12 protein-coding genes are annotated in these 26,339 nt (G+C 73.9%); 8 read left to right on the forward strand and 4 right to left on the reverse strand.

Annotated elements, in window-relative coordinates:
- Window positions 1-200: 200 nt before the first annotated feature.
- The 3 genes from NAMU_RS21010 to NAMU_RS21020 are packed head-to-tail and all read left to right on the forward strand — an operon-like array spanning window position 201 to window position 3,771.
- Window positions 201-1,397, forward strand: a complete 1,197-nt coding sequence (locus NAMU_RS21010; protein WP_138180380.1) for a cytochrome P450 family protein — start codon at window positions 201-203, stop codon at window positions 1,395-1,397.
- Window positions 1,397-2,377 carry a hypothetical protein gene (locus NAMU_RS21015; protein WP_015749349.1) on the forward strand — a complete coding sequence of 327 codons (981 nt, stop codon included), beginning with the start codon at window positions 1,397-1,399 and terminating at the stop codon, window positions 2,375-2,377. The genes NAMU_RS21010 and NAMU_RS21015 overlap by 1 nt, the downstream gene beginning before the upstream one ends.
- Window positions 2,374-3,771 carry a Dyp-type peroxidase gene (locus NAMU_RS21020; protein WP_015749350.1) on the forward strand — a complete coding sequence of 466 codons (1,398 nt, stop codon included), beginning with the start codon at window positions 2,374-2,376 and terminating at the stop codon, window positions 3,769-3,771. Before NAMU_RS21015 ends, NAMU_RS21020 begins: the two co-directional genes overlap by 4 nt.
- Before the next feature lie 78 nt (window positions 3,772-3,849).
- On the opposite strand, the gene NAMU_RS21025 is transcribed toward NAMU_RS21020, so the two are convergent.
- The 3 genes from NAMU_RS21025 to NAMU_RS21035 form a co-directional block, all read right to left on the reverse strand.
- A complete protein-coding gene (locus tag NAMU_RS21025) occupies window positions 3,850-12,498 on the reverse strand; it encodes a type I polyketide synthase (RefSeq protein ID WP_015749351.1) in 8,649 nt (2,882 codons plus the stop codon).
- Window positions 12,495-18,032: a type I polyketide synthase gene (locus tag NAMU_RS30110; RefSeq protein ID WP_015749352.1), complete on the reverse strand. Its 5,538-nt coding sequence runs from the start codon at window positions 18,030-18,032 to the stop codon at window positions 12,495-12,497. The genes NAMU_RS21025 and NAMU_RS30110 overlap by 4 nt, the downstream gene beginning before the upstream one ends.
- Before the next feature lie 67 nt (window positions 18,033-18,099).
- Window positions 18,100-19,719 (reverse strand): PfaD family polyunsaturated fatty acid/polyketide biosynthesis protein, encoded by a 1,620-nt coding sequence (locus tag NAMU_RS21035; protein WP_015749353.1) that lies wholly within the window; start codon window positions 19,717-19,719, stop codon window positions 18,100-18,102.
- Window positions 19,720-19,789: 70 nt separating this feature from the next.
- Between NAMU_RS21035 and NAMU_RS21040 the strand changes: the two genes are divergently transcribed.
- The 3 genes from NAMU_RS21040 to NAMU_RS21050 are packed head-to-tail and all read left to right on the forward strand — an operon-like array spanning window position 19,790 to window position 24,404.
- On the forward strand, window positions 19,790-20,812 hold the full coding sequence (locus tag NAMU_RS21040) for a 3-oxoacyl-ACP synthase III (protein WP_015749354.1): 1,023 nt from the start codon (window positions 19,790-19,792) through the stop codon (window positions 20,810-20,812).
- A complete protein-coding gene (locus NAMU_RS21045; protein ID WP_015749355.1) occupies window positions 20,806-23,433 on the forward strand; it encodes an alpha/beta fold hydrolase in 2,628 nt (875 codons plus the stop codon). The genes NAMU_RS21040 and NAMU_RS21045 overlap by 7 nt, the downstream gene beginning before the upstream one ends.
- Window positions 23,430-24,404 carry an NAD-dependent epimerase/dehydratase family protein gene (locus NAMU_RS21050; RefSeq protein ID WP_015749356.1) on the forward strand — a complete coding sequence of 325 codons (975 nt, stop codon included), beginning with the start codon at window positions 23,430-23,432 and terminating at the stop codon, window positions 24,402-24,404. Before NAMU_RS21045 ends, NAMU_RS21050 begins: the two co-directional genes overlap by 4 nt.
- Window positions 24,405-24,469: 65 nt before the next feature.
- Here NAMU_RS21050 and NAMU_RS21055 read toward each other — a convergent pair whose 3' ends face one another.
- Window positions 24,470-24,838, reverse strand: coding sequence for a winged helix-turn-helix transcriptional regulator (locus NAMU_RS21055; RefSeq protein ID WP_015749357.1), 369 nt, complete (start codon window positions 24,836-24,838; stop codon window positions 24,470-24,472).
- A gap of 124 nt (window positions 24,839-24,962) precedes the next feature.
- Here NAMU_RS21055 and NAMU_RS21060 point away from each other — a divergent pair, with 124 nt between their 5' ends.
- Together NAMU_RS21060 and NAMU_RS21065 are read left to right on the forward strand one after the other, a co-directional pair.
- A complete protein-coding gene (locus NAMU_RS21060; protein ID WP_015749358.1) occupies window positions 24,963-25,826 on the forward strand; it encodes an NAD-dependent epimerase/dehydratase family protein in 864 nt (287 codons plus the stop codon).
- A 47-nt stretch (window positions 25,827-25,873) separates the two neighbouring features.
- Window positions 25,874-26,326, forward strand: a complete 453-nt coding sequence (locus tag NAMU_RS21065; protein WP_083786058.1) for a DUF1707 SHOCT-like domain-containing protein — start codon at window positions 25,874-25,876, stop codon at window positions 26,324-26,326.
- Window positions 26,327-26,339 lie beyond the last annotated feature (13 nt).

Genomic DNA, 26,339 nt, shown 5'->3' on the forward strand with positions numbered 1-26,339 from the left:
CCACCTGAGGCACCAGCACCTGAGCCGCCTGCACCTGAGTTGATCATGGCGTTCTCTGCTCGACACGCCGAAGACACGCCGAGCGCGCGACAGGGAACGCCATGATCAACGGCGAGGGGGCGGGACGCAGCGAACCAGCCGGCCGCGGTAATCCGGACAAATCGGTGGACCGGGCGGCCGACCGGCCATATGCTCCCGGGGTGATACGCCTGGTCGTGGGCCGCCTGTCCGCCGGGGTGATCGCCGCCCAGCGGCCGCTCAAAGTCGTGGCCTATCACCACAGCGTGGCGCCGGTGAAGCGATTGCTGTTGGAAGCCACCACCTTCGTCGACTGGGCGCTGATCTGGCCGAACATCCAGAACGGGGCCATGCGGCTGTATCACGAGGTCTACGGCGGCAACTTCTTTTTCGGCAAGGCCGTCATGATCACCGATCATGCGACGACCAAACGGGAGATCGCCTGCCCGGCCCATCGGGGCGAGCGATTCATGGGGGTCGACATCGTCAGCTCCGACCCGAACGTCTTCGCCACCAACACCGGCATTCTCAACCAGAATCCGCCGATTCGGGCCGCCACCCGGGCCTACCTGGACGAGCACGTGTTCACCCCGGATGTGATGGCGCTGAGCCTGGACGACGTGCAGGCGCTCGCCGCGCCGATCCTGGCCGAGTGGCGGCAGGACGACCGGATGGCCACGATGCTGGCCATCCGGGCCACCGTCACCCGGGTGTTCCTGCGCATCCTGACCGGCGTCACCATCTCGGCCGACGAGAGCGATGCCTGCACCCGCAGCTACGTCCGCGGCTTCACCGAGGCCTCGCTGTTCCACGGCTACGCGCCCTGGATGCTCGGGCTGCTCGGCACCCACGAACGGCTGCGCAAGCAGACCTACACCCCACTCGAGCGGCACGGCATGGATCTGATGGCCGTCGACGTGACGATGTTCGCGGCGATGTTCTCCGTGGGCACCCTGGTCCTGCGCTGCGTGGAGGACACCCGGCGCTTCGGCATCCGCTACCGCGACCTGGACCAGGCCCAGCGGCGGGCGTTGGTGTTCGAGTCGATCCGACTGTTCCCGACCGTCACCACGGTGCACCGGCGCCTCACCGAACCCGAGGACGTGCAGGTGTCGGGCCGCACCGTCCATCTCGAGGTCGGCGACGAGATCGCCTACCCGTTCGTGTGCGCCAATCGCGACCCGAGCGTCTTCGCCGATCCCGATGCGATGGACCTGGGGCGGTCGGAAGAGTCCCGGGACGAGATCCTGTCGTGGTCCAAGGCCCCGCACGCCTGCCCGGCCAAGGACCTGTCGGTGCACGTCACCATGGCCATGCTGGACGTGCTGAGCGAACGGTTCGAGCTGTCCGCCCTGCGCATCGTCAATCCCCAGTTCTGATGACGTCCGGCCTGCCGGCCGCGGTCGGTTCAGCGGCGAGGTCGGTGTTCGCCTGGCGCCGACCCGGGACCGTCACCGCCCTGTGTCCGGTGCCGGCCGCGCGCACCGCCGAGCTGCGGACCCGGTTGGCCGCCGCGCAGCCTGCGCTGGGTCTGGACCGGCTGACCGGCGTGCAGTTCGCGACCGCGCAGGTCGTGCGCGGCGGCTGGGACGGTCCGTGCCGGACCGGGCGGGGCGCCGGCCGCGACCACCGCGCCGGGGCGCGACCGCATCTGCCCCAGCACCCGCCTGCTGGATCTGCCGCACCGTCGCGTCGTGTCCCCGGCGACATCGACCCAGTCGGCACTTCCTGCGCCTGCTGGTGCTCGACGCTGACCGGGGCCGCGATGGCCCTGGTCCGGTACCTGGAGAAGACCGAACCCGACGTGGTGATCCGGCCGGACGACGGCCGGGTGGCCGCGCTGGAGCAGGCCGAGGACCTGGACGTGCAGAACCAGTTCACCATGATCGCGACCGTGCGGGATTCGGTCGAGCGGCGAGAGCTGCTGCGGGCCACGCTGTTCCTGTCCGACGCCTACAGCAAGTTCCTGGCCAACAGCGGGCGGCTGGTCGGTGTCGAGACCATCCACTTCGCTCGGATCCACCGCCTCGACGGCGGCCGCCGGTTCCTGTTCATGAGCGATTTCGACGGCAGCTGGAGCCGTTACCTGTTCGATTTCCTGACCACCGGCTCGTTCGCCGTCGTGCCGAACTGGACCAACCTGCTCGGCTGCCCCAAGACCGAGTACCTGATGGAACCCGGACCCGGGTTCAGCCAACGGTTCCTGCCGTTCACCCGGGCCGGCCAGGTCCGCACCGACGTCTGGTTCAGCGCCTACCCGGGCCTGACCGTCACCGACATCCTGAGGCACGGGCAGATCCGGCGCGGGCTGTTCACCGACGACGGACCGCCCGCCGACCGCTGGGTGCGGCTGCTGTGACCGCCGGCGAGCCCGACCTCGATCAGCTGCAGGGGCTGCTGACCAGCGCATTTCCCCGCTCGCCGGCCGGCCGGTACGTGCTGGTCGCCCTGCCGGATGCCGAACGCGGGCGCGCCTGGCTGCGCTCGCTGCTGCCCATGATCACGTTCTCGGACGAGGTCGACCAGCAGATCCGGGCCCGGCGCGCCGCGGACCGGCCGGCCGTCAACGTGGCCTTCACCGCCGCCGGCCTCGCCGCCCTGGGCGTGCCGGCGGACCGCACGGCGGACTTCTCCCGGGAATTCCGTGAGGGCATGGTCACCCCGCACCGCCAGCGCATCCTGGGCGATCTGGACGGCTCGCCCAGCGACCCGCGCGGCTGGCGCTGGGGCGGGCCGGGCACCGATCCGGTCCATGCGGTGCTGCTGCTCTTCGGGGCGGACGAGGCCGCCCTGGACGACGTCGTAGGCGAGCTGCTCGGCGCGGCCACCGGGGTCCGGGTCGTGCACACCGTCCCGACCGTGTCGATCGCGGACGGCCGCGAGCACTTCGGGTTCCGGGACGCGATCGCCAGCCCCTGGGTGCCCGGGTTGCACCGGGATCGCGCGAAACGGGACCGGGTCGCGGCCGGCGAGCTCGTCCTCGGCCGGCCCGACCTGACCGGGCAGCCGGAACCCTTCCCGCCGGTGGGCCGGGACGGCAGCTACCTGGTGATCCGCCAGCTGGCCCAGGACGTGCCCGGCTTCTGGACGGCCCTGCGGCAGTCGGTGGGCGACGCGCAGGCCGTGCGGTGGGCCGCGAAGATGACCGGCCGCTGGCCGGACGGCACCGCGCTGATCCGCTCCCCCGGCGGCGCGGCGGCCGACCCGTCCGATGATTTCGGTTACCACGACGACCCGGACGGTGTCCGCTGCCCGCTGGGCGCCCACATCCGGCGGGCCAACCCCCGCGACGGGTTGGGGACCCGGCCGGACGAGTCGATCCGGCTGGTGAACCGGCACCGGATCTTCCGCCGGGGCCGGCCGTTCGGCGCGGCGGCACCCTGGCCCACCTGGCCTGCCGGCATCGACCCGGTCGTCGTGGACAGCGGGCCGCCGGACGACAGCGGTGAGCGGGGGGTCGTTTTCGTCTGCCTCGGCGCCAGCCTGGCCCGGCAGTTCGAGTTCGTCACGCAGTCTTGGGTGAACAACCCGAAGTTCGCCGGGCTCTACGACGAAGCCGACCCGATCACCGGCGCACCCCACCGGCGGATGTCCGGGTCGCGCGGGTCGGCGATCGGATTCGAGTTCACCGCGCCCGGGCCCGTCCTCAACGAGCGGATCGACCGGCCGGCCACCTACGTGCGCTGCGTCGGCGGCGGCTACTTCTTCCTGCCCGGCCGCCGCGGACTGGCGCTGATCGCCGCGGAGGCCTGATCCCGCCCCCCACACCCCCGCAGTTGATCATGGACAGATGGCCGTTCTGGCGGCGGGATAACGGCCATCTGTCCATGATCAACACGAGGGCGGGGGGACGGGGCGGACGTGGGTCTCCACGCCGAGCAGCTCGAGCACGACGACGCCGTTCCCGTCGCGGATGACCACGTCACACACCACCCGGCCGGACGTGGCCGAGCGGCCGGCCAGGGTGGCGGTGTGCGGGCCGCCGGCCGGTTCGCCGAACATCCGGATCCGCTCGATCCCGGTGGGCAGGGAGGGCCGGCCCCGCAGGTGCCGGGTCCACAGCAGGGCCAACTGCAGCGCACCGTCGATGATGGCGGGGTCCACGATCGCGGGGTCGACCCTCCAGGGTTCGGCCGGCCAGTCCAGGTCCCCCGCCGACCGCAGCCGGGCAGTCATCCCGCCGGCCGCCGGGTCGAGTACGACGGATTCGATCATCTGGAAAGCCGGCCCGTGGAAAAGGATGTCGTCGCCGTAGGGCGGGGGCGCTCCCGACGGGTCGGCCTGGACCGGGGGTCCGGGCGGCGTGGGCCGGTGGTCGGCGAGGATGGCGGTGCCGCGGTAGTGCCGGCGGCCGGTGGCCGGGTCGACCAGGTCGAGCCGGACGGTCCCGGGGTCGTCGCCGGCAGGCTCGGCGGTGAGGTCCAGATGGGTGTCCCGGCCGTCGGCGAAGCCGCCCAGCACCACCCCTTGGAACAGGGTGATGCCGGCCAGCTCGACCAGCTGCCGGCCCGGGGTGACCGCCCGGGCGCCGCGGGCCAGCCACTGCGCCGCGTAGGCGACCGGGACCACCACCTGCCCGTCGATGGCGTGATCGGCCAGGTGCGGGTGGGTCGACCGGCCGATCGTCAGGCGGTCGACCACCGCCGGCCCCGCGCGCTCCGGGAGCGGGGGGCCGGCGGCCGGCCCAGCCCCGGCCGGTCCCACCATCAAGCCGGCCATGGCGGCCAGCCAGTCGCCCCGCGGCGTGCCGTCCGAGGCGTACCCGCCGGTCTGGGCGGCCATCCGCAGCAGCATCGTGTCCTCGCCCGGTTCGGCCACGGTGTCCAGCAGCTGCCGGGCCACGGCGAACGCCTCGGCGGCCCCGGTCCGGCGCTGCCACCGGTCGACCCGGTCGGCCAGGTCGGGGTTGGCCGCCGCCGGAGCGTCCGCAGTGAGTCCACCGCCCAGGGCGTTGATGGCGGTGACCACCCGACGCACCCGTTCCCGCAGCGGCAACGCGGCCAGCTCGGCGGCCTCGATGGGCTCGCCGATCCAGTAGTCCTGCGCGCCATGACCGATCGGGAAGTCGGCCTTGCCGGTCACCGGCCGGACCGGCAGACCCCCGGTGAACCGCACCGGGACCACCGCCACGTCCAGGTCCAGGGCCAGGTCCAGCAGCACCGAGCTGCACCGGGTCACCGGTTCGCCCGCCTGCCGCGCCCGGGTGCCCTCGACGTGCAGGAACAACGCGTGCGGGCCGGCCGACATCCGCGCTCGGGCGTCGTCGACGATCTCCAGCAGGGCGGCCGGCCGGGTCTGGTCGTAGTAGGCGATGCCGCTGTCCGCACTGGCCCCCGGGTAGCCCTGGATCAGGTCGACCAGTTGGCCGACCCAGCCGTGCTCGTGCTTGGCGTTGGCCACCGTCGTCATCGCCACCCCGGTCAGGGCCGGCAGCAGGACGCCGATGATGATCGACTCGATCTGCACCTGATGGTTGGCCACGAAGATCACCGAGCGCCCGCGCAGCCGCTCCCGCGTCGCGTCGCTGAGCACCACCCGGTTGACGTACGTCTCGATCAACCCGATCACCAGATCGCGGCCGGGGACCAGCCGGGTGCGTTCCCAGTGGTCGCGGGCGGCAGAGATCAGATCGGTCGCGGACAGCTCGGCAACCGTTGCCGGAGCGGACTTCTCGTCCGGCGGACCGGGAACCAGACGCATCCCCATCTGCGTCACCTGGTAGATCCGCAGCCCGTCGCACCACAGTGAACCGGCCCCGACCACGTACGGGCCGCGTTCGTCGGTGCCGACCTCGGTGATCTCCATGACCGTGGTGATCCGGCGCTGGGCGGGGGTGACCTGCCCGCGGTACTTCCAGGTCATCGGCCGGTCCAGCATCATCGGCTCGAACCGGGGATGGGGCAGGTCGGCGCCGGCACCGGTGTCCAGCAGGAAGAACTGGAGCAGTTGCAGCAGCGCCTCGATGCCCAGCGATCCCGGCTGGACCGGGTCCTGGAAGAAGTGGGCCTTGAAGAACCACTCCGCCGGGTCGACATCCTTTTCCCCGCGGACGATGCCGAGACCGGCGGCGCCGGTCCCGGGCAGGTGCACGGCCCGGTCCAGCATCAGCAGCATCGGATCGGCCAGCCGGGCCGAGCCGGCGCAGTACCGCTCCGGGCGGGCGGTCAGATCGACCATCGGGACGCCGGTGTCGGCGAGCTGCCGGCGATGCTCGTCGGAGATCGGCAGGCCGACCTGGTTCTCGAACGCGGCCGGCGGGAAGAAGCCGAACACGGTCTCCATCCGATAGACCGGCCGCTCCCCGAGCAGGCACTGCACCTCGAAGCTCTCGATGGTGGTGCCGCCCGACCGGGAGACCGAGGTCAACCGCACCCGGGTGCGCAGGGTGTCGGCGGTGCGGGTGAGTTCAGCGCTCAGCGTGCCGGTGCCGTCCAGGTTGCGGAACAGCTGATCGTCCGCCTCGCCCAGGGTCGAACCCACCGCGGTGGCCACCCACCCGCAGGGTTGCAGCGCAGCCTCCAGCAGCACCGCGAACGGCATGACCTGCGCCCCGTTGGCGTCGAAATACCACGCATCGTCGGGGATGTCGTAGTCGGCGACGATCTCCAGACCCGGCTCGCAGTGGCCCAGCCGGCCCTGGATCTCGGCGATCCGGCTGATGAAGTGATACGGCGGCCCAGGCAACCGCGGTGGGCGCCGGGTGGTGTCGAAGTCGGCGAACAGCGATCCGAAGGCCTCGGTGGGCCGGCCCCACGCGCAGGCCAGCATGGCCGGGTAGTCGAAGGCGAACCCGTCGGCGTCGGTGGCCACGACCGGCCCGGTCCCCTCACGCTCGCCTTCCCGGGCGCCCCGGTGCGCGTCGGGCAGCGTGTCCAGCGGCCAGCCCGGGGTCAGCTCGACGCCGATCCGGTGGGCGTGGAACGCCATCTTCCCGTCGACGAAGCCGATGACGTCGCCGATGACGGTCGGTCGCGGCCCCGACCAGACCTGGCTGACGTGCAGTTCGTAGGCGACGGACCGGGTCTCCCGGTTGACCTCGCCCCGGCACTGGAGCGCGAACGGTTGCTCGGGCAGCGGTTGGAACCGCCAGCCGTCCCGCCGGGTGGTGAAGCCCAGGGCGGCCAGGTAGAACGAGAGCGCCTGGATGCACGCCTCGACCATGAAGTTGCCGGGCATGCACGGGTCGTTCTTGAAATGCCCGTCGAAGAACCACTCGTCACCGGTGATCGTGGTCTCGCAGCGCAGGAACCCCCGCCCCCAGGGTCCGCCGGACGGGTCGAACCGGGTGACCCGGTCCAGGAACAGCTGGTCGCCGGACTGGATCGTCGGGGTGCGGGTGTGGGTGTGCGCCCACTCGAAGCCGGGGCCGAAGCAGTCCACCACCCGACCCTGGCTGAATGCCTGCACCTCGTCGCGGTCGAAGGCGTTCTTGGTGCCGACGACGGCCGGCGGGTCGACCCGGTCGTCGGGTGCGAGTCCGGCCGCGCCGTCCTCGGGGGTCCAGAGCACCCCGGCCGCGTCCCGCAGCTCGGCCGGACTGAAGAAGCCGGCCTGCCCGCCGCGCACGGTGAGCCGGCGCTGCCCGGCGCTGCGGCAGTCGTACTCGAAGAAGAACAGCCGCACCGCCCCGTACTGGGCGTGCCCGGTGATCCGGATCTCGTACTCCAGCCGCTCCCCCGGCACCGGCAGGTCGGCGTGGTAGGTCAGGGTGCAGCCCAGCAGCCGGTAGGCCCGTTCGCCGCGGTTGAGCAGGTCGATGCCCATGTAGCTGATCAGCATCAGGTCGGCCTGGCCGGACTCGATCATGAACCCGGCCGGCATCACGCCGCCGTTGAGATACCAGGAATCGGCGCGCACATCGGTGTACGTCCAGATCACGCCCTCACCGAGAACCCCGATGGTCGCGTCAATCCCGTCGACCGCGTCGGCCAGCAGCAGCGGCGGTTCGGGCATCCGGCACTGGATCCGGTACCCGTCCTGGGCTTCGAACAGTGGCCCGAACAGCTCCGAGATCCGGCCCGAGGAATGGGTGGTCAGCTGGGCCCGGTCGAAGACCGGCCCGGACGGCCGGAATTCGCTTGAGGTCGGCGCGGGCGGGGTCACCGGCGGTGGGGCGGCGGGCGGCGCGACGGGCGGCGGGGTGATCGGCGGCGGGGCAACGGGCGGCGCGACGGGCGGCGCGACGGGCGGCGGAGTGACGGCCGGGGCGGCGAGGGCGGGTGGGGCCGGCACCGGCGGCATCGCCACCGTCGCCCGAGCGAGCGGGGCGCGGGGCCCGCCGGGACCCGGGACCCGGGTGGCCAGGAACTGGGTGTGCAGCGTGGCCTGCTGGCGCAGGAAGTCGTCGTGCACGGCGGTGAGCTGGGCCATCAGGCCGCGAATGGTGGCGGCGGCAGCGTTCTCGCCGGCTGAGTTCTCGCCGGCAGCGTTCTCGCCGGCGGCGGGGACCGCGACGGCGGCCGGCGCCGCAGTGGCCCGCGCCGGGGCCGGTTCAGGCGCGGCCGCCGGCGGGATCGGTTCCGGCGCGGCCGGCATCGGCCCGGTGGTCGCGTGGACCGGGGGCAGCGCGGGAGCGGGCGCCATCCACTGGGCCGCCCCTTCGTTTGCGGGGCCACCACTGGTGAGGTCAGCGCTGGCGGGGTGAGCGCTGATGGGGTGAGCGCTGATGGCCTCGGCCGCGCGGACCGCGGGTGGGGCCGGCAGCCGGACCGGCGGTCGATGGGTCGGCACGCTCAGCATCGGCCCGGCCGGGGCCGTCCTCGACGCGGGAGCCGCCGGCGGGGTCAGCCGCGCGGCCAGCGCCTCGTGATCGACCGGGACACCGGCCGCGACCAGGGCCGCGGCGGCCTCGAACAGCTGCCCGACGCCACGGTCCCGCCGGTCCAGCGCGACGGCGAGAATGTCCTGCCCGGAGAGGATCTCGCGGATGAACTGGGTGCAGGCGCCGCCCGGCCCGTGTTCGAGGAAGATGCGGACCCCGTCGGCGTAGGCGGCCCGGACCGTGGCCGGGAAGTCCAGCGTCGTCTCGGCCTGCCGGGTGATCATCTCCGCGCACGCCTCGGTGGACACCGGGTAGGCCCCACCGGCGCCGTTGGAGTAGTAGCGCACTCCGGGCATCGGGGTCACGGCCCGGGTGTGGATGTCGCGCCACGGCTGGTGGAACGCGGTCGCGACCTCGGGCACGTGGCAGGCCAGGTTGTAGTCCACCGGGCGGCAGCGGGCGCGGCCGATCGTCGCGACCACCTGCTCGCAGGCGGCGGCGTCACCGCCGATCACCACGTCGTCGGCGCCGTTGACGATGGCCAGATGGACCCGGTCCACACCGGCGATGGCCGCCCGCACCGCCGCGATCGGGGCGAGCACGTTCCACATCGCCCACCGCGCCGACCCGGTTCCCCAGGCCCGGGCGACGGCGCGGAACTCGACGCCGAGTTCGGGGTCCATCAGCCCGCTCTCGGCGATCTCGCGGCGCATGGCGTCCATGTCGGTCCACACGTCGAACGCGAACAGGCTGTTGCTCTCCCCCGACGAGTAGCCGATGGCCGCGGCCGGGGCCAGCCCCCACACCTGCCTGGTGAGTCGGGCGTGCGCCTGGCTGAGCATCGCGGTGCCCCACAGGTACTCGGTCGGGCTGGGGTCCGGCGCGGCCGGCTCGAAGACCCACCCGGCGGTGTCCCGCAGCGGGAACCGGGCGCCGATCGGGTCGAGCAGTTCGGGCACCGCCCGGAGCAGGTCGGCGCCCATCCCGGGGTAGGCGGCGCCGGCCGCGGTGAACACGAAGGCCAGCTCACCGGCGAGCGGGGCGGCGCGAAAGTGCACGCCCTCGCCGGGCGGATAGCCCTCGGCCAGGTGCCGCCGAGCCCGCGCCGCCCGGTCGGCCAGCTGCTCATCGTCGGCGGCGACCAGGACCAGCCGGGCCGGGCCGTCGGTCGAGGGGCGGCCCGCGGCCAACTGGGCCAGCACCTCCGCGCGGTCGGCCCCGGAGAACACGTGCAGCCGCGGCGGGACGGTGCGCGGCGGCGCCGGATGGCTGGCCGCGTCGGTGAGAATGACGGTGCGGCGGGCGATCCCGTCCATCGCATCGACGGCGACGGACGCCGTCCGCGGCCCGCGCCCGTCGTCGGCCACCGGGTTCCGATCGCTGCCGTTGGGCAGCAACGGCCGTCCGCCGGGGGCCACCCGCAGATGCAGGGCGAGCGCGGCGGCGGCCACGTGCAGCAGTCCGGCGGCGACATGCGCGTGCCCGAACAGCGGGGCCAGATTGGTCCCGGACCCGCCCACCTGACCACTGACCGGCCCGTTGACCGGCCCACTGACCGCCCCGCCGACCGTGAACTGCAGGTCGGCGTCCGGCGCGAGGCCGGGCGGCGTCCCGGGCAGCAGCGCGAGCACCTGGTCGCCGTCCCGTTCGGCGTCGGCGAGCCGTTTGAGCACCAGCGCGACGGCGGCGTCAACGGGCACCGGCCGGTCCCCGACCCCGGTGACCGCGCCGGCGATCGCAGCCTGGTGCACGGGGTCGCAGGACATGTCGACCGCGGCCACCACGGCGGTGTCGATCTCGTGCGCCCGCAGCGCGCGGGCGGCCAGGTCGAGCGCGTCCAGCCCGCTGCGTTCCTCGGAGCTGACCGTCAGGCTCGCCCCGCCCAGGTCGAACTGGCTGTTGAGCCGGTTGGCCACGATGTTGGGCATGGTGCCCAGCACGGCGGCCGCGTCCAGCGGCGGCCCGATGTCCGCGCGGGCGGCCGCCACCCACTCGGCCGGGTACCCCCGTTCCCGAGCCAGCGTGGCGATGCGCCAGCGCACGCCGAAGCGGGCGGCCTCGGGATCCACGCCCATCCCGACGTAGACGCCGGTGCCCGGACCGGGCCGGACCGTGCACGAGTCGATCGCCTCGGTGGCCACCTGGACCACGGCCAGCTGCTGCGGCAGGGCCGCCTTCAGATCGTTGGGGGGGAACCGCTGGCGGCCCAGCTCCAGCTCGATGGGCGGCATCCGGCCGGCCCCGGTCTCGTCCAGGCCCGGGTGCTGGCCGAGCAGGGCGGCGGTGAAGGCCTCCCGGCCGACCGCCGAGGCCGCGCTGACGCCGAGGCCGACCACCGCCAGCGTGGTCGGGACCGGGGGCGTGGCCAGGGCCGCCGGAGCCGCCATGGCGGCTCCCGGTTCCTCGACGATGAGGTGGGCGTTGTTGCCGCCGAATCCGAAGGCCGACACCGCGGCCCGCCGGACCCCGTCGGAGGTGCCCGCGCGGTCCCAGGTTTCGGCCTGGGTCAGCAACCGCAGCGGGGAACCGGCCAGGGCGTCGAGCGGTTGGTCGGCGTGCAGGGTCGGCGGTCGCACCTCGTGCCGCATCGCCTCCAGCACCTTGATCAGCCCGGCGATGCCAGCCGCGGCGATCAGGTGCCCGGTATTGGATTTGAGCGAACCAATGGGCAGATCGGCGGCGGCGCCGTAGATCTCGGCGGTGGACCGGATCTCGGTGGCGTCGCCGGCCTGGGTGCCGGTGGCGTGGCATTCCAGCAGCGAGACATCGCCCGGTTGCAGTCCGGCCAGGTCGAGCGCCGCGCGCATGGCCCGGGCCTGGCCGGTGGCGGCCGGCACCAGCATCCCGCGGCCCCGGCCGTCGTTGGACAGGCCGACCCCGCGGATGACGCCGTGGATGACGTCACCGTCGCGCTGGGCGTCGGCCAGCCGGCGCAGCGCGACGAAGCCGCAGCCCTCGGCCGGCACCAGGCCGTCCGCGTCGCGGTGGAAGGGACGGGACCGTCCGGTCCGGCTCAGCGCCTGCAGCGCGGTGAAACCCAGGTGGATGCACAGGTCGTCGGCGCAGTTGACCGCCCCGGCCAGCATCAGGTCGGCGGTGCCGTCGTGCAGCCGGTCGCAGGCCAGCTTGACCGCGTACAGGCTGCTGGCGCAGGCCGCGTCGAGCGCGAACGCCCCCGCCCCCAGCCCGAGTGCGCGTTCGAGGACCAACGCCGGCAGCCCGGAGGAGAACCGGTTGCGCGGATCGGGCGGCGCCTGGTCGGTCTCGAAGCCGGGCACCGCGGCCAACGCGGTGGCCTGGGTGTAGGCGGCCATGCCGGCCGACGGGAACGACAAGTTGCCGAACACGGCGCCGAACCGGGCCGGGTCGTCGCCGGTCCGCCCGGCGTCGCGCAGGGCCTGCCGGGCGGTGTGCAGGGTCCATCGGAAAACCGGGTCCAGCGCGGCCACCTCGGCGGCCGGGACGGCGAACCCGTGGGGATCGAACAGCTCGTCGAAGCCGCGCACGTACCCACCACGGTCGGACCAGGTGCGGTCCACGCTGTCCGCGGGTCCCGCACACAGCACGTCCGCCGGGGCGATCCCCCACCGGCCGGCCGGCACCGAGCTGATCAGGTCCCGCCCGGCGACCACCGCCTGCCACAGCTCCTCGGGGCCGGACGCGCCCGGCAGCAGGCAGGCCCGGCCGACGATGGCGATCGGCGAGAACGCCGCCGTCATGCGCCTCGGCTCGCTGCCGCCGGCGCGCCTAGGGTCGCGCTACCGATCATCACCTCGACCTGGTCGACCTGCGGGCTGGCGATCTCGGCGACGAACATCGCGGCGCCCACGTCCAGCGGCAGCAACGCAACCCCCATCGACCGGAACCGCTGGGCCAGCGCGTCGTCGACCATGCCGCCGGACCACGGCCCCCAGGCGAAGGACTTGACGATGCAACCCGGTCCGCGGCGGGTCCGTTCGGCCACCGCGACCTTGTTGAGCACCTCGTTGGCCATCGCGTAGTCGGCCTGGCCCTCGTTCCCGGTCCGGGCGGCCACCGAGGAGAAGACACAGAGCAGTCGCAACTCGTCGGCGGCGGTCGCGGCCAGCAGCGAGCGCAGGCCCTGCACCTTGGTCCGGAACACGGCGTCGAACTGCGCGTCGGTCTTGTCCACGATGCGCCGGTCGGCCAGCACACCGGCGCCGTGCACCACGCCGGTGATCGGTCCGACCTCCTGCCGGACCCGTTGCAGCGCCTGGGCGACGGCGTCCGCGTCGGTGACGTCGACGGCCAGGTAACGGGCCTGGCCGCCGGCGGCCTCGATCTGCTCGAGGGTCTGCCGGATCTCGCGGTTGGCCAGGATGGCCCGGACCTGCCGGCCTAGCTCGGCGGGGGTGACGGTGCGGCCGTGGGCGGTCGCGTCGTCCAGCAGCGCCCGCTTGAGCGCGACGTCGTCGGCGGCGCCGGCGCAGACCGCCGGTTCCGGGTCCAGCGGCGAGCGGCCGAGCAGGACGAAACGGGCCCGGGTGGCCCGGGCCAGCTCGACCATGGTGGCTGCGGTGACGCCGCGCCCGCCGCCGGAGGCGACGATGACGTCGTCGGGGCCCAGCGGCATCGCTCCGCCGTCGACCCGCGCGGGCACGCTGCTCAGGGTCAGCCGGGTGCCGTCGGCCCGGATGCCGACCTCGATCTCCTGACCGCCGCGCAGCAGCTCGTCGCCGATGGCCCGGGCCACGTCCTGCGGGCCGCGGGCGGCCCGTTGGATGTCGATCGCCTGCACCCGAGTGGCCGGCCATTCCAGCGCGGCGGTGCGCACCAGACCGGTCAGACCGGACGTCCAGGCCCGGGTCGGGTCCAGATCGTCCCGGCCGAAGGAACCGCCGAGATCGCTGACGGTGACGAAGGACTCGCTGGTCGAGCCGGCCGCGCGGGCGGCCCGGAAGGCCTCGGTGTTGACCGCGGCGGCGTCGGTGACGTCGGTCAGCGCGCGCAGCCCGCCGAGGAAGACCACCCCCGCGTAGCCGTTGCCGGTCAGCTCGCCGACGAGTTCGGCGTCCAGCCCGTGGCCGGTGAGCACGTCGACCAGGGCGGCGCCGACGCCGCCGCCGTCGTCGGTCACGGCGACGCGGCCGCCGAGCCCGGCCAGGGCACCGGCGCCGGACCCGGACGATTCGACCGCTTCGGTGACCAGCCGGCCGAGTTCGGGACCGGGGCCCTGGTCGATCCGGGCCGGCTCGGCGGAAACAGCCTGTGCAACGGGTTCGCCGAGCTCCTCGGCCAGGTGATCCACGATCTGCCGCAACGTCAACAACCGCGCCATCGCCGACGCATCCACCACCGGCAACTGCGGCATCCGATCCTGCATCGCACTCAGAATCTGCACCCGCTTGATCGAATCAATCCCCAGATCCGACTCCAGCTCCATCTCCAACGACAACATCTCCGCCGGATACCCCGTCTTCTCCGCCACCACCGCGACCAACGCCGACGTCACCTCCGCCAACGACGGACCCGCCCCCGCAACCACCTCGACCGGGCCCGGCGCCACCGGCACCGCCGGCTCGCCCAGCTCCTCGGCCAAGCGGTCCACGATCTGCCGCAACGTCAACAACCGCGCCATCGCCGACGCATCCACCACCGGCAACTGCGGCATCCGATCCTGCATCGCACTCAGAATCTGCACCCGCTTGATCGAATCAATCCCCAGATCCGACTCCAGCTCCATCTCCAACGACAACATCTCCGCCGGATACCCCGTCTTGTCCGCCACCACCGCGACCAACGCCGACGTCACCTCCGCCAACGACGGACCCGCCCCCGCAACCACCTCGATCGAGGCCGGCGCCGGCGCCGCGCTGGGCACAGACGGGGCCGGCGGGGTCGGCGGCGGCACCGCGACGACCGGCGCCGGGGGCGGCACGGGAGCGGACGGCGCCGCACTGGGAGCCGGCGGCGCCGGAACGGCCGGGGCGGCGATCACCGGCGCCGGGGCGTCAGCGGCCACACCGGCGGCCACGGGGGCGGCCGGAAGCAGTCCGGTCTCGGCACCGGCCAGCCAGCCGACCGCGGCCAGACTCTGCTGCGCGGTCTGCAGGAACGCGCCGTGGGCCTGGGCGACGGTGTTCAGGTACGCGGTGTGCGCCTGCGCGGTCTGCAGCTGCACGGCCTGGTAGACGGCCAACACCTCGTCCGACGGCCCGCCGGCCGGGCTCGGCGGCGCCGACGGCAACGGGGACGGCACAGCGGGCGGGGTCGCGGACACGACAGGCTCCGATCGGGGTGGGGCGGCGGGCATCGCGGCAGCGGGGACGGCCGGCGGTGGAGCCGGGACCGGGGCAACCGGGACGGGCGCCACCGGCACCGATGGCGGCGCGGGCGGCGTGACCGGGACGGACCCCGAGTCCGGGTTCGGGCCGACCAGCTCGGCCAGGTCGCCGGGGTACGGCTTGCCGTAATTGGCCCCGTTGATCGGGATCGTGAAACCGGGCTTGACCGCGGCCGGTTCGTCGGCCGGTGAGCCGTACTCGGCCCACAGCGGGGCGAAGTCGATGGCCACCCCGGCGGCGGCGAGTTGGCCCAGGCCGCCGAGGAAGGCGCCGAGCCCGCCCTTGGTCCGGTTGTCCAGAGCGATGGCCCGGTGGTCGCGCTCGCCCAGGATGGCGTCGACCAGCCCGGTGAGCACCGAGGACGGGCCGACCTCCAGGAAGGTCCGCACGCCGCGGGCGTACATGCCCTCGATCAGCTCCACGAACCGCACCGGCCGGGTGAGCTGACGCCCCAGCTGGGCGCGCACGGCGTCGGCCTCGGTCGGGTAGGGCGCGGCCGTCTCGTTGGCGTGCACCACGGCGACCGGCGGGCGCACGTCGACCGTGGCCAGGTACTCGGTGAAGGCGGCGCCGGCCCCGTCGACGACCGACGAGTGGAAGGCGGTCGCGACCGGCAGCCGGCGGAAGGTCAGGCCCAGCCGGCCCAGCTCGCCCTCGACCCGTTCGATCGCGCTGGTCGGGCCGGACAGCACCACCTGGGTCGGGCTGTTGTGGTTGGCGATCACCACGTCGGCCGACGCGTCGACCAGCTCCCGCAGCTGGTCGAGGCCGGCGACGACCGCGGTCATCGCGCCCGGGATCTGCGCGGCCTGGGCCATCAGTTCGCCCCGGCGGCGGGCCACCCGCACCGCGTCGGCCGCGGACAGCGCCCCGGCCGCGTGCAGCGCGGTGATCTCGCCGAAGCTGTGCCCGGCGACGTGGTCGGCCCGGACCCCGATCGCGTCCAGCACCCGCAGCATCGACAGGCTGGTCGCGGCGATCGCCGGTTGCGCCCACTGCGTCGCGGTCAGCCGTTCCCGCTGCGCAACCGGCTCGTCGTCGGCGAAGGTGCGGACGGGAAAGACCAGGCCGGGCAACGGCTCCGGTCCGTCACAGGCGTCGGCGGCGGCGTCCCAGGCGGCGATGGCCGCCCCGAACTGCATGGCCAGGTCGGCCCCCATGAACGGGTACTGGCTGCCCTGCCCGGGGAACAGGAAGGCCAGCTCGCCGGCGGGGGCGCCGGTGCCGTAGGCGATGCCGGTCGGGGTCTGGAACGCGGCGGCCGGACTGCGGCGCAGCAGCCCGATCGCCTGGTCCAGTTTGGCCCGCAGGTCCGCGGCCCCGGCGGTCACGGTGACCAGCACGGACAGCCGGCTGGCCGCCCCGGAATCGAAGCGGCGCTGGCTGTCCCACGCGAGGCGGGCCAGATCAGCGGGACCGTCGGCATTCTCCAGTCCCTGCCGGACCTGTTCGAGCTCGGCCGCGATCGCCGCCGCATCGGCACGGCTGAACACCAGCAGTTCGACGTCGCTGGTGCGCCGGCGGGGCGCCCGGTTGCCCGAGCCGGTGTACTCGGACAGGGCGATGTGGAAGTTGGAGCCGCCGAACCCGAAGGAGCTGACCGATCCTCGGCGCGGATGCGCCGAATCCCGCACCCAGGGCAGCGCTCTGGTGGTCAGGTGGAACGGGGAGGCGCCCAGGTCCAACTTTGGGTTGGGCCGCTGCACCTTGGCCGTCGGCGGCAGCACGCGGTGCTGCAAGGCCATGATCGTCTTGATCAGCCCGGCCGCACCGGCCGCCGCCTTGGTGTGGCCGATCTGGCTCTTGACCGTACCCAGCGCGCACCACTGCCGGTCGGCGCGCCCGGTGGCGTTGAAAACTGTTTCCAGGCCGGCGAACTCGGCCGCGTCGCCGGCGACGGTGCCGGTGCCGTGGGCCTCGACCAGCTCGACCGTGTCGGCACCGTAGCCGGCCTTGGCGTAGGCCGCCTCGATCGCCCGGGCCTGCCCGGCCGGGACCGGTGCGTACACGCTCTTGGCCCGGCCGTCCGAGCTGGCGCCGACCCCGTTGATCACGCAGTAGATCCGGTTGCCGTCGCGTTCGGCGTCGGCCAGCCGCTTGAGCGCGACCATGCCGATGCCCTCGCCGAGCATGGTTCCGTCGGCCTGATCGGAGAACGGCCGGATGTCCTCGGTCCGCGACAGCGCCGGCGTCTTGGAAAAGCACATGTACATCAGGATGTCGTTCATGGTGTCGACGCCACCGGAGATGACCAGGTCGCTGTCACCCAGGTACAGCTCGTTGATGCCCATGGAGATCGCCGAGAACGAGGACGCGCAGGCGGCGTCGGTGACGCAGTTGGTGCCGCCCAGGTTGAGCCGGTTGGCCACCCGGCCGGCGACCACGTTGCCCAGCAGACCCGGGAAGGTGCTCTCGGCCCAGGCCGGGTGCAGGTCGGCGATCTGCTCGCAGGCCCGCTGGGCGACATCCTCGGGGACCCCGGCCCGGCGCATCCCCTGCAGCCACATCGGCCGGTTCATCCGGCTGGCCATCGCCCCCAGCAGCTCCTGCCCGGAGGTGACGCCCAGGATGACCGAGACCCGGGAGCGGTCCAGCTCGGTGAACTGGCCGCGAACGGCGTCGTCGAGCACCTGCTGGGCCACGATCAGGGCCAGCAGCTGCGCGGTGTCGGTGGCCGGGACCACGCTGGGCGGCACCCCGAAGGCGATCGGATCCAGATCGACCGGGTCCAGGAAGCCGCCCCGGCGGCCATAGGTCTTGTCGATCGCCGCCGGGTCGGCGTCGAAGTAGTCGTCGACCAGCCAGTGGGTCGGCGGGACCGGCGTCATCCGATCGGTCCCGGCCAGGATGTCCCGCCAGAAACCGGTGACGTCGGACGAGCCCGGGAACAGCGCCGACACCCCGACCACGGCGATCGGCGGTCTGGTGGTGGTGCCCGGTTGACTCATCGTCGACGTCCTTGTGAAGTAGCTGCGGATGGCCCTGGCTGCCGGCCCGGTCCGGGCCGCCGGGCGGTCACCGCAAGAGCCGGGGACGGTAGGTGAAGGCCTCGGGCGGCACTGCCACCCCGAAGGTGCGCAGCTGCTGGGCCCGGGTCAGCACCGCCGCCCCTTCCATCAGGTTATGCGCGACCTGGCTAACGGTCCGGTTCCCCGGTTCGGCCAGGAACGATCCGGCCGTCCACGCGTTGAACGCACCCATCGCCGGGCCGCACCAGATCTGGTAGTCCAGCCGGCGCTCGGCGCGGCCCTCGATCGACCAGCGGCTGGACAGGCCCAGGTAGCTGCGGAACACCAGCGCCATCCGGTGCCGCGGGTCGGCCTCGGCCCGGCTGACCTGCTCGGGGTCCCGCTCCAGCCAGAACGCGCGGGTCTGCGTCCAGCAGTCGGCGACGGACTGGCCCAGGATCTGCTTCTCCAGGGCGGCCAGCTCCGCCGGGGCGATCGCCTCCAGGCTGGGATGCGCGCGATAGAGCGCGGAGAGCTTGCGGGCGCGGCTCGCGAACATGGTCCCCCGCCGCAGCACCTGCAGGGACACCCCGAGCTCGAACATGTCGGCGGCCGGTGCCATCGTGACGTCGGCGATGTCCGCGGCGGCCAGCATGGCTTTGGCGTCGGCCGCGATCCCGGCCTCGACGCAGGCCTGGTTGACCGACCCGGTCAGCACGTAGGACGCGCCCAGGGCGAAGGCCGCGGCCACCGCCTGCGGGGTGCCGATCCCGCCGGCGGCGCCCAACCGAACCGGACGCCGGTACCCGCGGGCCGCCACCACCTCGTCGCGGACGGCGGCGATGGCGGCGAACAGCGGCGCCAGCGGCCGGTTGTCGGTGTGGCCGCCACTGTCGCTCTCCACGGTGATGTCCTCGGCGACCGGCAGCCCGGCGGCCAGCCGCGCCTCGTCCGGGGTGAGCCGGCCGGCGTCGACCAGCCCGGCCAGCATCGCCGCCGGTGCCGGTTCCAGGAATTGCCGGGCCACCTCGGGCCGGGACACCTTGGCGAAGACCATGTTCGGCCGGTGGATGGTGCCGGAAGCGTCGACCCGGACGCCGGTGTAGGCGTACCGCACGATCGCCGGGGTGAGCGACATGTACGCGCTGGCCGATACTTTGCGCACCCCACGGGTCAGATACAGCTCGGCCACGGCCTCTTCGAGGGCCGGTTCGTTCGGCGAGTGGATCAGGTTGCTCCCCCACGCCGTGGACTCGCGGCCCAGGGCGGCGTGCAACTCGTCGATCGCGGCGCCGACCCGGCCGGCGTCCAACCCGGCCGCCCCGAAGAAGCCCAGGTAGCCGTGGCGGGCCATCTCGATGACCATCGTCGTGGTGGCGATGCCGTTGGCCATCTCCCCGGCGACGTAGGGGAAACGGACCCCGTGGGTCTGGGTGAAGTTCCGGTCACCGAGCCACTCCGGGTACAGCGGCGGCAGCACCCCGACCAGTCGCAGCGCACCCGGCGTCTCCGCCGGCACCGCAGCACCCTGCGTGACGACGCCGTGCGCGCCGGTCGCCGGGTTGACGACGACGAACGCGGTGTCCCGGATACGGTGCGTGAGCGCGGCGACCTCGTTCGGCCCAAAAGCCGGCGTTATCGGCCCGGTCCAGCCGCCCAGTGGCACGGCCGGAGCCTTGTCGAGCACTCAGTTACCCTAAACCAATGGTTGCGCGGACCCACGATGGCGCGGTTGCCCTCACCGAGCGCAGCCGGGGATGACGGGGAATTCCGACTTCCGCTTTCATGACGTCGCGATCCTGTCCCTCGACGCCGGTCCGGCCCCGCTGGTGGTCACCTCGGCCGATGTCGACCGGCGGCTGGCCCCGTTCTACGCCCGCACCCGCAGCATGTCCGGCCTGGTCACCTCGCTGGCCGGCGACTTCGAGCGGCGGCAGTGGCCGGCCGAGGTGTCCTTCATCCAGGCGGCCGCCCGGGCCGGCGAGGCCGCGATCGCGGCGGCCGGCATCGACCGCGCCCGGATCGGCGTCGTCATCGACACCAGCGTCTCCCGGGCCCGGCTGGAGCCCTCCAGCGCGGTGAGCGTGCACCACCTGCTCGATCTGCCCCCGAACTGCCTGAACTTCGACGTGTCCAACGCCTGCCTGGGCTTCGTCACCGGGCTGCACCTGGCCGGCGCGCTGATCGACTCCGGGCAGATCGACTACGCGCTGATCGTCGACGGCGAGGGCACCCGCGAGATCTACGACCGCACCATCGACCGGCTCAACGAACGCGGCGAGGGCCTGCCCGATCTGCTGGCCAACTTCGCCACCTTCACCCTCGGCTCGGGTGCGGCCGCGATGGTGCTCGGTCGCCACTCGGCCCATCCGGAGGGACACCAGCTGCTCGACGGCTTCTTCCGCGCCGAGACCCGCCACCACGAGCTGTGCATCGGCACCATCGACGGGGGCGTCACCGACTCCCGGGCGCTGCTGGAGGCCGGCATCGAGCTGGCCGGCGCGGCCTGGGCGCAGGCCGGGGCGACCGCCGCGTGGGGCAGCCGGGACCGGTACATCTTTCATCAGGTCTCCGAGGTGCACACCAAGGCGATGATCCGCACCCTGGGCGTCGATCCGGCCAAGGTGCCGACGACGTTCGCCCGGTACGGCAACATCGGTCCGGCGGCCATCCCGATCACGCTGGCCACCGTGGCCGACGAGCTGAGCCCGGGCGATATCGTCCTGTGCATGGGGATCGGCTCGGGCCTGAACGTCGGGGTCATCGAACTCCGGTGGTAGCCCCCACCGTCCCCCCGGCCCCCGCCCGTCGGCCGCCGGCCGATCTCGACGGCCTCGATCCGGCCTGGTCCCGGCTGGTCCGGGTGCCGGGCACCGACGGCGTCGGCCGCACCTGGCACCTGCTGGACAACCGGACGGCGGATCCGGCGCTGACCCTGCTGTGCGTGCACGGCAACCCGTCCTGGTCCTACCTGTTCCGCTCGCTGCTGCGGCAGGCCCCGCCGCGGGTCCGGGTGATCGCGGTCGACCAGCTGGACATGGGCTTTTCCGAGCGCACCGGCCGGTTGCGGCGGGCCGGCGATCGGATCGACGAGCTGACCGAACTGACCGACGAGCTGCGCCTGACCGGCCCGGTGGTCACCGTCGGGCACGACTGGGGCGGCGCGATCTCGCTCGGCTGGGCGTTGCGGCACCGGGACCGGCTGGCCGGCGTGGTGCTGACCAACACCGCGGTCAGCGGCACCCGGGGGCCCGCGGTCATCCGGCTGGTCCGGTCCCGCTGGCTGCTGCCGACCCTGACCGTGCGCTCGACCGCGTTCATCGACGGCGCGCTGGCCATGTCGCACCCGCGGCTGCGCGGCCCGGTCCGGCGGGCGTTCCGCGCCCCCTACCGGTCGGCCGACCGGCGGGCCGCGATCGAGGACTTCGTCGCCGACATCCCGATCGAGACCGACCATCCCAGCGCGGCCGTGCTCGACGGCATCGCCGGCGGCCTGGACGCCCTGAGCCGGGTGCCGGTGCTGATGATGTGGGGCGCGGCCGACCCGGTGTTCTCCGACACCTACCTGCACGACCTGGAGCGGCGGCTGCCGCACGCCGACGTGCACCGGTACGCCCGGGCCGGGCACCTGCTGCCCGAGGACGCCGACGTGGCCGGCGTGGTCGTGGACTGGATCTCCACCCTGGGCCGGCGGCGGCCGGACCGGGCCGCCGCCGAACCGGTCCACGCGGCGGTCACCCACGAACCGGCTACCGACGAACTGATCACCGACGAACCGTCCACCCTGCCCGACCCGCACGGCGAGCTGGGCGACCGGCCGGCGATCCTCGAGCTGGGGGCGCCGGGCCGGCCGGCCGGCGCCCGCTCCGTGACCTTCGGCGAATTCGCCGACCTGGTCGGGCGGACCGCGGCCGGCCTGGGGCACACCGGGGTGCGCCCCGGCGATCGGGTCGCGCTGATGATCCCGCCGGGCATCGATCTGGCCGTGACCCTGTACGCGTGCTGGCGGATCGGTGCGGTCGCCGTGCTGATCGATTCCGGTCTCGGCCCGGCCGGCATGAGCGCGGCGATCCGGGCCGCCGCCCCGGCGTATCTGGTCGGCATCCCGAAGGCGCTGGTCGCGGCGCGCGCGCTGCGCTGGCCCGGCCGCCGGATCAGCACCCGCACCCTGCGGGCCCCCGGGCTGCTCGACGTCGTCGGCGACCTGCCGACCCTGCGGACCGCGACCGCCCCGCTGCCCCCGCCCCCGACCACCGCGGACGAGGCCGCCGTCGTCTTCACCTCCGGGGCCACCGGACCGTCCAAGGGCGTGCGGTACACCCACGGCCGGCTGACCGCGCAGCGCGACGTGCTCGCCGGCCTGTACGACGTGACCCCCGACGACCGGCTGGTCGCCGCGTTCGCGCCGTTCGCGCTCTACGGCCCGGCGGCCGGCATCCCGTCGGTGGTACCCGACATGGACGTCGCCCGGCCGGGCACGCTGACCGCCACCGCCCTGGGCGACGCCGCAGTCGCGGTCGACGCGACGCTGGTGTTCGCCTCCCCCGCCGCGCTGGCGAACGTGGTGGCCACCCGCGACGCGCTGACCGAGGCGCACCGGGCCGCCTTCGCCCGGGTGCGGCTGCTGCTGTCGGCCGGGGCCCCGGTCCGCCCGTCCCTGCTGGCCGCCGCGGCCGAGCTGTTTCCCAACGCGGCCGCGCACACGCCGTACGGGATGACCGAGTGCCTGCCGGTGGCCACCATCAGCCTGGCCGAGATCCGGGCGGCGACCGGCGGCGACGGGGTGTGCGTCGGCTCGCCCGCGCCCGGGGTCGCCGTGCGGATCCGTCGGCTGGACGAGCGAGGCCGGCCCACCGGGGACCTGCTCGAGCAGCCCGACGTGCTCGGCGAGGTGGTGGTGCGGGCCGCGCACGCCCGCGCCGGGTACGACCGGCTCTGGCACACCGAGTTCCTCGCCTCGCAGCCGGCCGGCTGGCACGCCACCGGCGACGTCGGCCGGCTCGACCGGGCCGGGCGGCTGTGGATCGGCGGCCGGCTGGGGCACGTCATCACCACCCCGGACGGCCCGGTCGCGCCGGTCGGGCTGGAGCAGGCCGTCGAGGACCTGCCCGGCGTCCGGGCCGCGGCCGTGGTCGGGGTCGGGCCGGTCGGCGCCCAGCAGCTCGTGGTGCTGCTCACCGTGGACCCCGATGGCCGGTTCGATCCGCCGAGCCGGCCCCGGTTGGCCGGGCTGGACCGGCTCGACCAGGTCCGCGCGGTGGCCGGCGACCGGGACGTCGTTGCCGTGTTCGAGCTGCCCCGGCTGCCGGTCGATCGGCGGCACAACTCCAAGATCGACCGCACCCGGCTGGCCGGCTGGGCCGCGCGCGCCCTGCAGGGCCGCCGGCCCCGCACGCCGTGAAGGTCCTGGTCACCGGGGCCACCAGCCTGGTCGGGCGGGTGACCGTCCGGCGCCTGGTGGACCGGGGCGACGAGGTCACCACCCTGCAGCGCGGGACCACCGACCTGCCCGGACGCGCGCTCCGCGGCTCGCTCACCGACCCGGATGCCGTGGAACGGGCCTGCGCCGGGCAGGACGCCGTCATTCACCTGGCCGCCCGGGTCGGCGCGGCCGGCCCGTGGTCCGAGTTCGAACGGGTCAACGTCACCGGCACCGCCAATCTGCTGGCCGCCGCCCGCCGGGCCGGGGCCGGGGCGTTCGTGCACGTCTCGTCGCCGTCGGTGGCCCATGCCGGGCGCTCCCTGGTCGGCGCCGAGGCCGATCCGGCGAACCCGGCGACCGCCCGCGGCGCCTACGCCCGGAGCAAGGCGCTGGGCGAGCGGGCCGCCCTGGCGGCCTCGTCGCCGGCGATGCCGGTGGTGGTGCTGCGTCCGCACCTGATCTGGGGACCGGGCGACACCCAGCTGGTCGGCCGGGTGGTGGACCGGGCCCGGCGCGGCCGCCTGGCCCTCGTCGGCCCCGGCACCGCCCTGGTCGACACCCTGTACGTGGACAACGCCGCGGACGCGCTGGTGGCCGCGCTGGATCAGGCCCCCCGGCTGGGTGGGCGGGTGTTCGTCCTGTCCAACGGGCAGCCGCGCACGGCGGCCGAACTGACCGCCCGGGTGCTGGCCGCGGCCGGCCTGACCGTGACCCCCCGGCACGTCCCGAGGTGGCTGGCCGTCGCGGGCGGGTCGCTGGTCGAGCAGGTCTGGGCGCGCACCGGCCGCACCGACGATCCGCCGATGACCCGGTTCCTGGCCGAGCAGCTGGCCACCGCGCACTGGTTCCGCCAGGCCCCCGCCCAGGCCGCCCTGCACTGGCGGCCGGCGGTCGGCCTGGACGAGGGCTTCGCCCGGTTGGCCGACTGGTTCCGGTCCGGACGGGTCTGAGCCCACCCGAGCCCACCCGAGCCGGCCCGACCCGCCTGAACCCGACCCGATCCCGGCCGGCGCCCTCAGCCGCCGGCCCGGGCCCGGGCGGCCAGCACCTGCGCAACGTTGCGCTCGGCCCAGGCCCGGACGGCGTTGATCGGTTCGAGCAACGACAGGCCGAGCGGGGTGAGCCGGTACTCCACCCGGGGCGGCATCTCGGCGAAGGCCCGGCGCGCGACCAGTCCGTCGGTCTCCAATGCCCGCAGGGTCTCGGTGAGCACCTTCGGGGTGATACCGCCGATGTGGTTCTTGAGTTGGGTGAACCGCAGCGGACGCGCGCTCAGGGCGGCGATCACGAACATCGACCAGCGGTCGCCGATCCGCTGCAGGATGACCCGGCTCGGGCAGTCGACGGCGAACACGTCGAAGCTCGCATCGGTGGTCGGGTCCATGGTTGATTCGGACGTGGTCGGTCCGGGCGTGGTCGATTCGGGCGTGATGACCTCGCGCATGGTTACCTCGGGGTGATCGGGTTCCGTTGAAGTAATTGGTATCCAATTCATACCATCAGGTTCCATGAAGATCATCATCACCGGCGGGACCGGTTTCATCGGCAGTGCTGTGCTGGATCGTCTCCTCGCCCGCGACCACGACGTCATCGCCCTCGTCCGCAGCGATCAGGCGGCCGCCGCCGTGGCCGGCCGCGGGGCCACTGCGGTCATCGGCGACCTCACCGACCCGGATTGGCTGACCGGGCACCTCGCGCACGGCGACGGGGCCATCCATGCCGCCGCGGCCGGCGACGGCACCGACGCCGACCTCGACGCCGGCGTCGTCAAGGCGGTCGGCCATGCGTTCGGCGGCACCGGCCGCCCCTACCTGCACACCGGCGGCATCTGGCTCTACGGCGCCAACCGGCACATCACCGAGCAGTCCCCGGTCGACCCGCCGGCCATCGTGGCCTGGCGGGTGCCGGTCGAGCAGTCCCTGCTCGGCGCGGACGTGGCTGCCACGGTGGTCGTCCCCGGGATCGTCTACGGCCACGGCCGCGGCATCCCGGCCCTGGTCGCCGGCGGTCCGCGCACTGAGGACGGCGCCCTGACCCTGATCGGCGACGGCCGGCAGCACTGGGTGACCGTGCACGTCGACGACCTGGCCGAGCTGTATGTGCAGCTGCTTGAGCAGGGCTCGGGCTTCGGTCACGTCGTCGCCGCCGCGCCGGGCAATCCGACCGTGCGTGAGCTGGCCGCGGCGGTGGCCGGCCCGGCCGGGGTGGCGGCCCAGGACGTCGCCGGCACCCGGGCCCGGTTGGGCGCTTCGTTCGCCGACGCGTTGCTGATCGACCAGGGCGCGGACGCGGCCCGGGCCCGGGCGCTGGGCTGGGCGCCGCGACGACCCAGCCTGCTGGACGAGTTCACCCGGGGGTCCTACGCCGGGTGATCGGGTTCGGCGGCGGCCCGGTCGCCGGTGCGCCTAGAGTCGACGACGTGAGCGCGCCATCATCGGGACCCGATCCGTCGCAGATCCGGATCGGCGACGCCGAACGCAACTCGGCCCTGGACGCGCTCAGCGAGCACCTGGGCAAGGGCCGGATCGACCTGGACGAGTTCGGCACCCGCAGCGCGCAGGTCACCCAGGCCCGCACGGTGGCCGACCTGCGGGCGCTGTTCACCGACCTGCCGCTGCCGCACCCCACCCTGCCGGGTCCGGCCACGGTGAGCGCGCCGCCGCCGGCGATGCGTCCGGCCGCGTCCCCGGCCCGGCCGGACGATGCGCGGACGCCGGCGCAACGCGGCGCGGCGGTGCTGCTGGCCGCCTCCGGCATCCTGAGCCTGGTGCTGTTCTTCGTCACCAAGACCTGGCTGGTGTTCCTGATCCCGGCGCTGATCGCCGTCGTGACCAGCGCCATGTGGGGCGGCGACTGGCGCAACCGGAGCTGAGCGGCCCGTCCGG

Origin of the sequence: Nakamurella multipartita DSM 44233, from assembly GCF_000024365.1 — a bacterium.
In the GTDB taxonomy this organism is placed as follows: Bacteria; Actinomycetota; Actinomycetes; order Mycobacteriales; family Nakamurellaceae; genus Nakamurella; species Nakamurella multipartita.

Coding starts and splice junctions, on each gene's coding strand:
- NAMU_RS21015 (WP_015749349.1), top strand. CDS start 1,397: ATGACGTCCGGCCTGCCGGCCGCGGTCGGTTCAGCGGCGAGGTCGGTG.
- NAMU_RS21025 (WP_015749351.1), bottom strand. CDS start 12,498: ATGACGGCGGCGTTCTCGCCGATCGCCATCGTCGGCCGGGCCTGCCTG.
- NAMU_RS30110 (WP_015749352.1), bottom strand. CDS start 18,032: ATGAGTCAACCGGGCACCACCACCAGACCGCCGATCGCCGTGGTCGGG.
- NAMU_RS21040 (WP_015749354.1), top strand. CDS start 19,790: ATGACGGGGAATTCCGACTTCCGCTTTCATGACGTCGCGATCCTGTCC.
- NAMU_RS21055 (WP_015749357.1), bottom strand. CDS start 24,838: ATGGACCCGACCACCGATGCGAGCTTCGACGTGTTCGCCGTCGACTGC.
- NAMU_RS21060 (WP_015749358.1), top strand. CDS start 24,963: ATGAAGATCATCATCACCGGCGGGACCGGTTTCATCGGCAGTGCTGTG.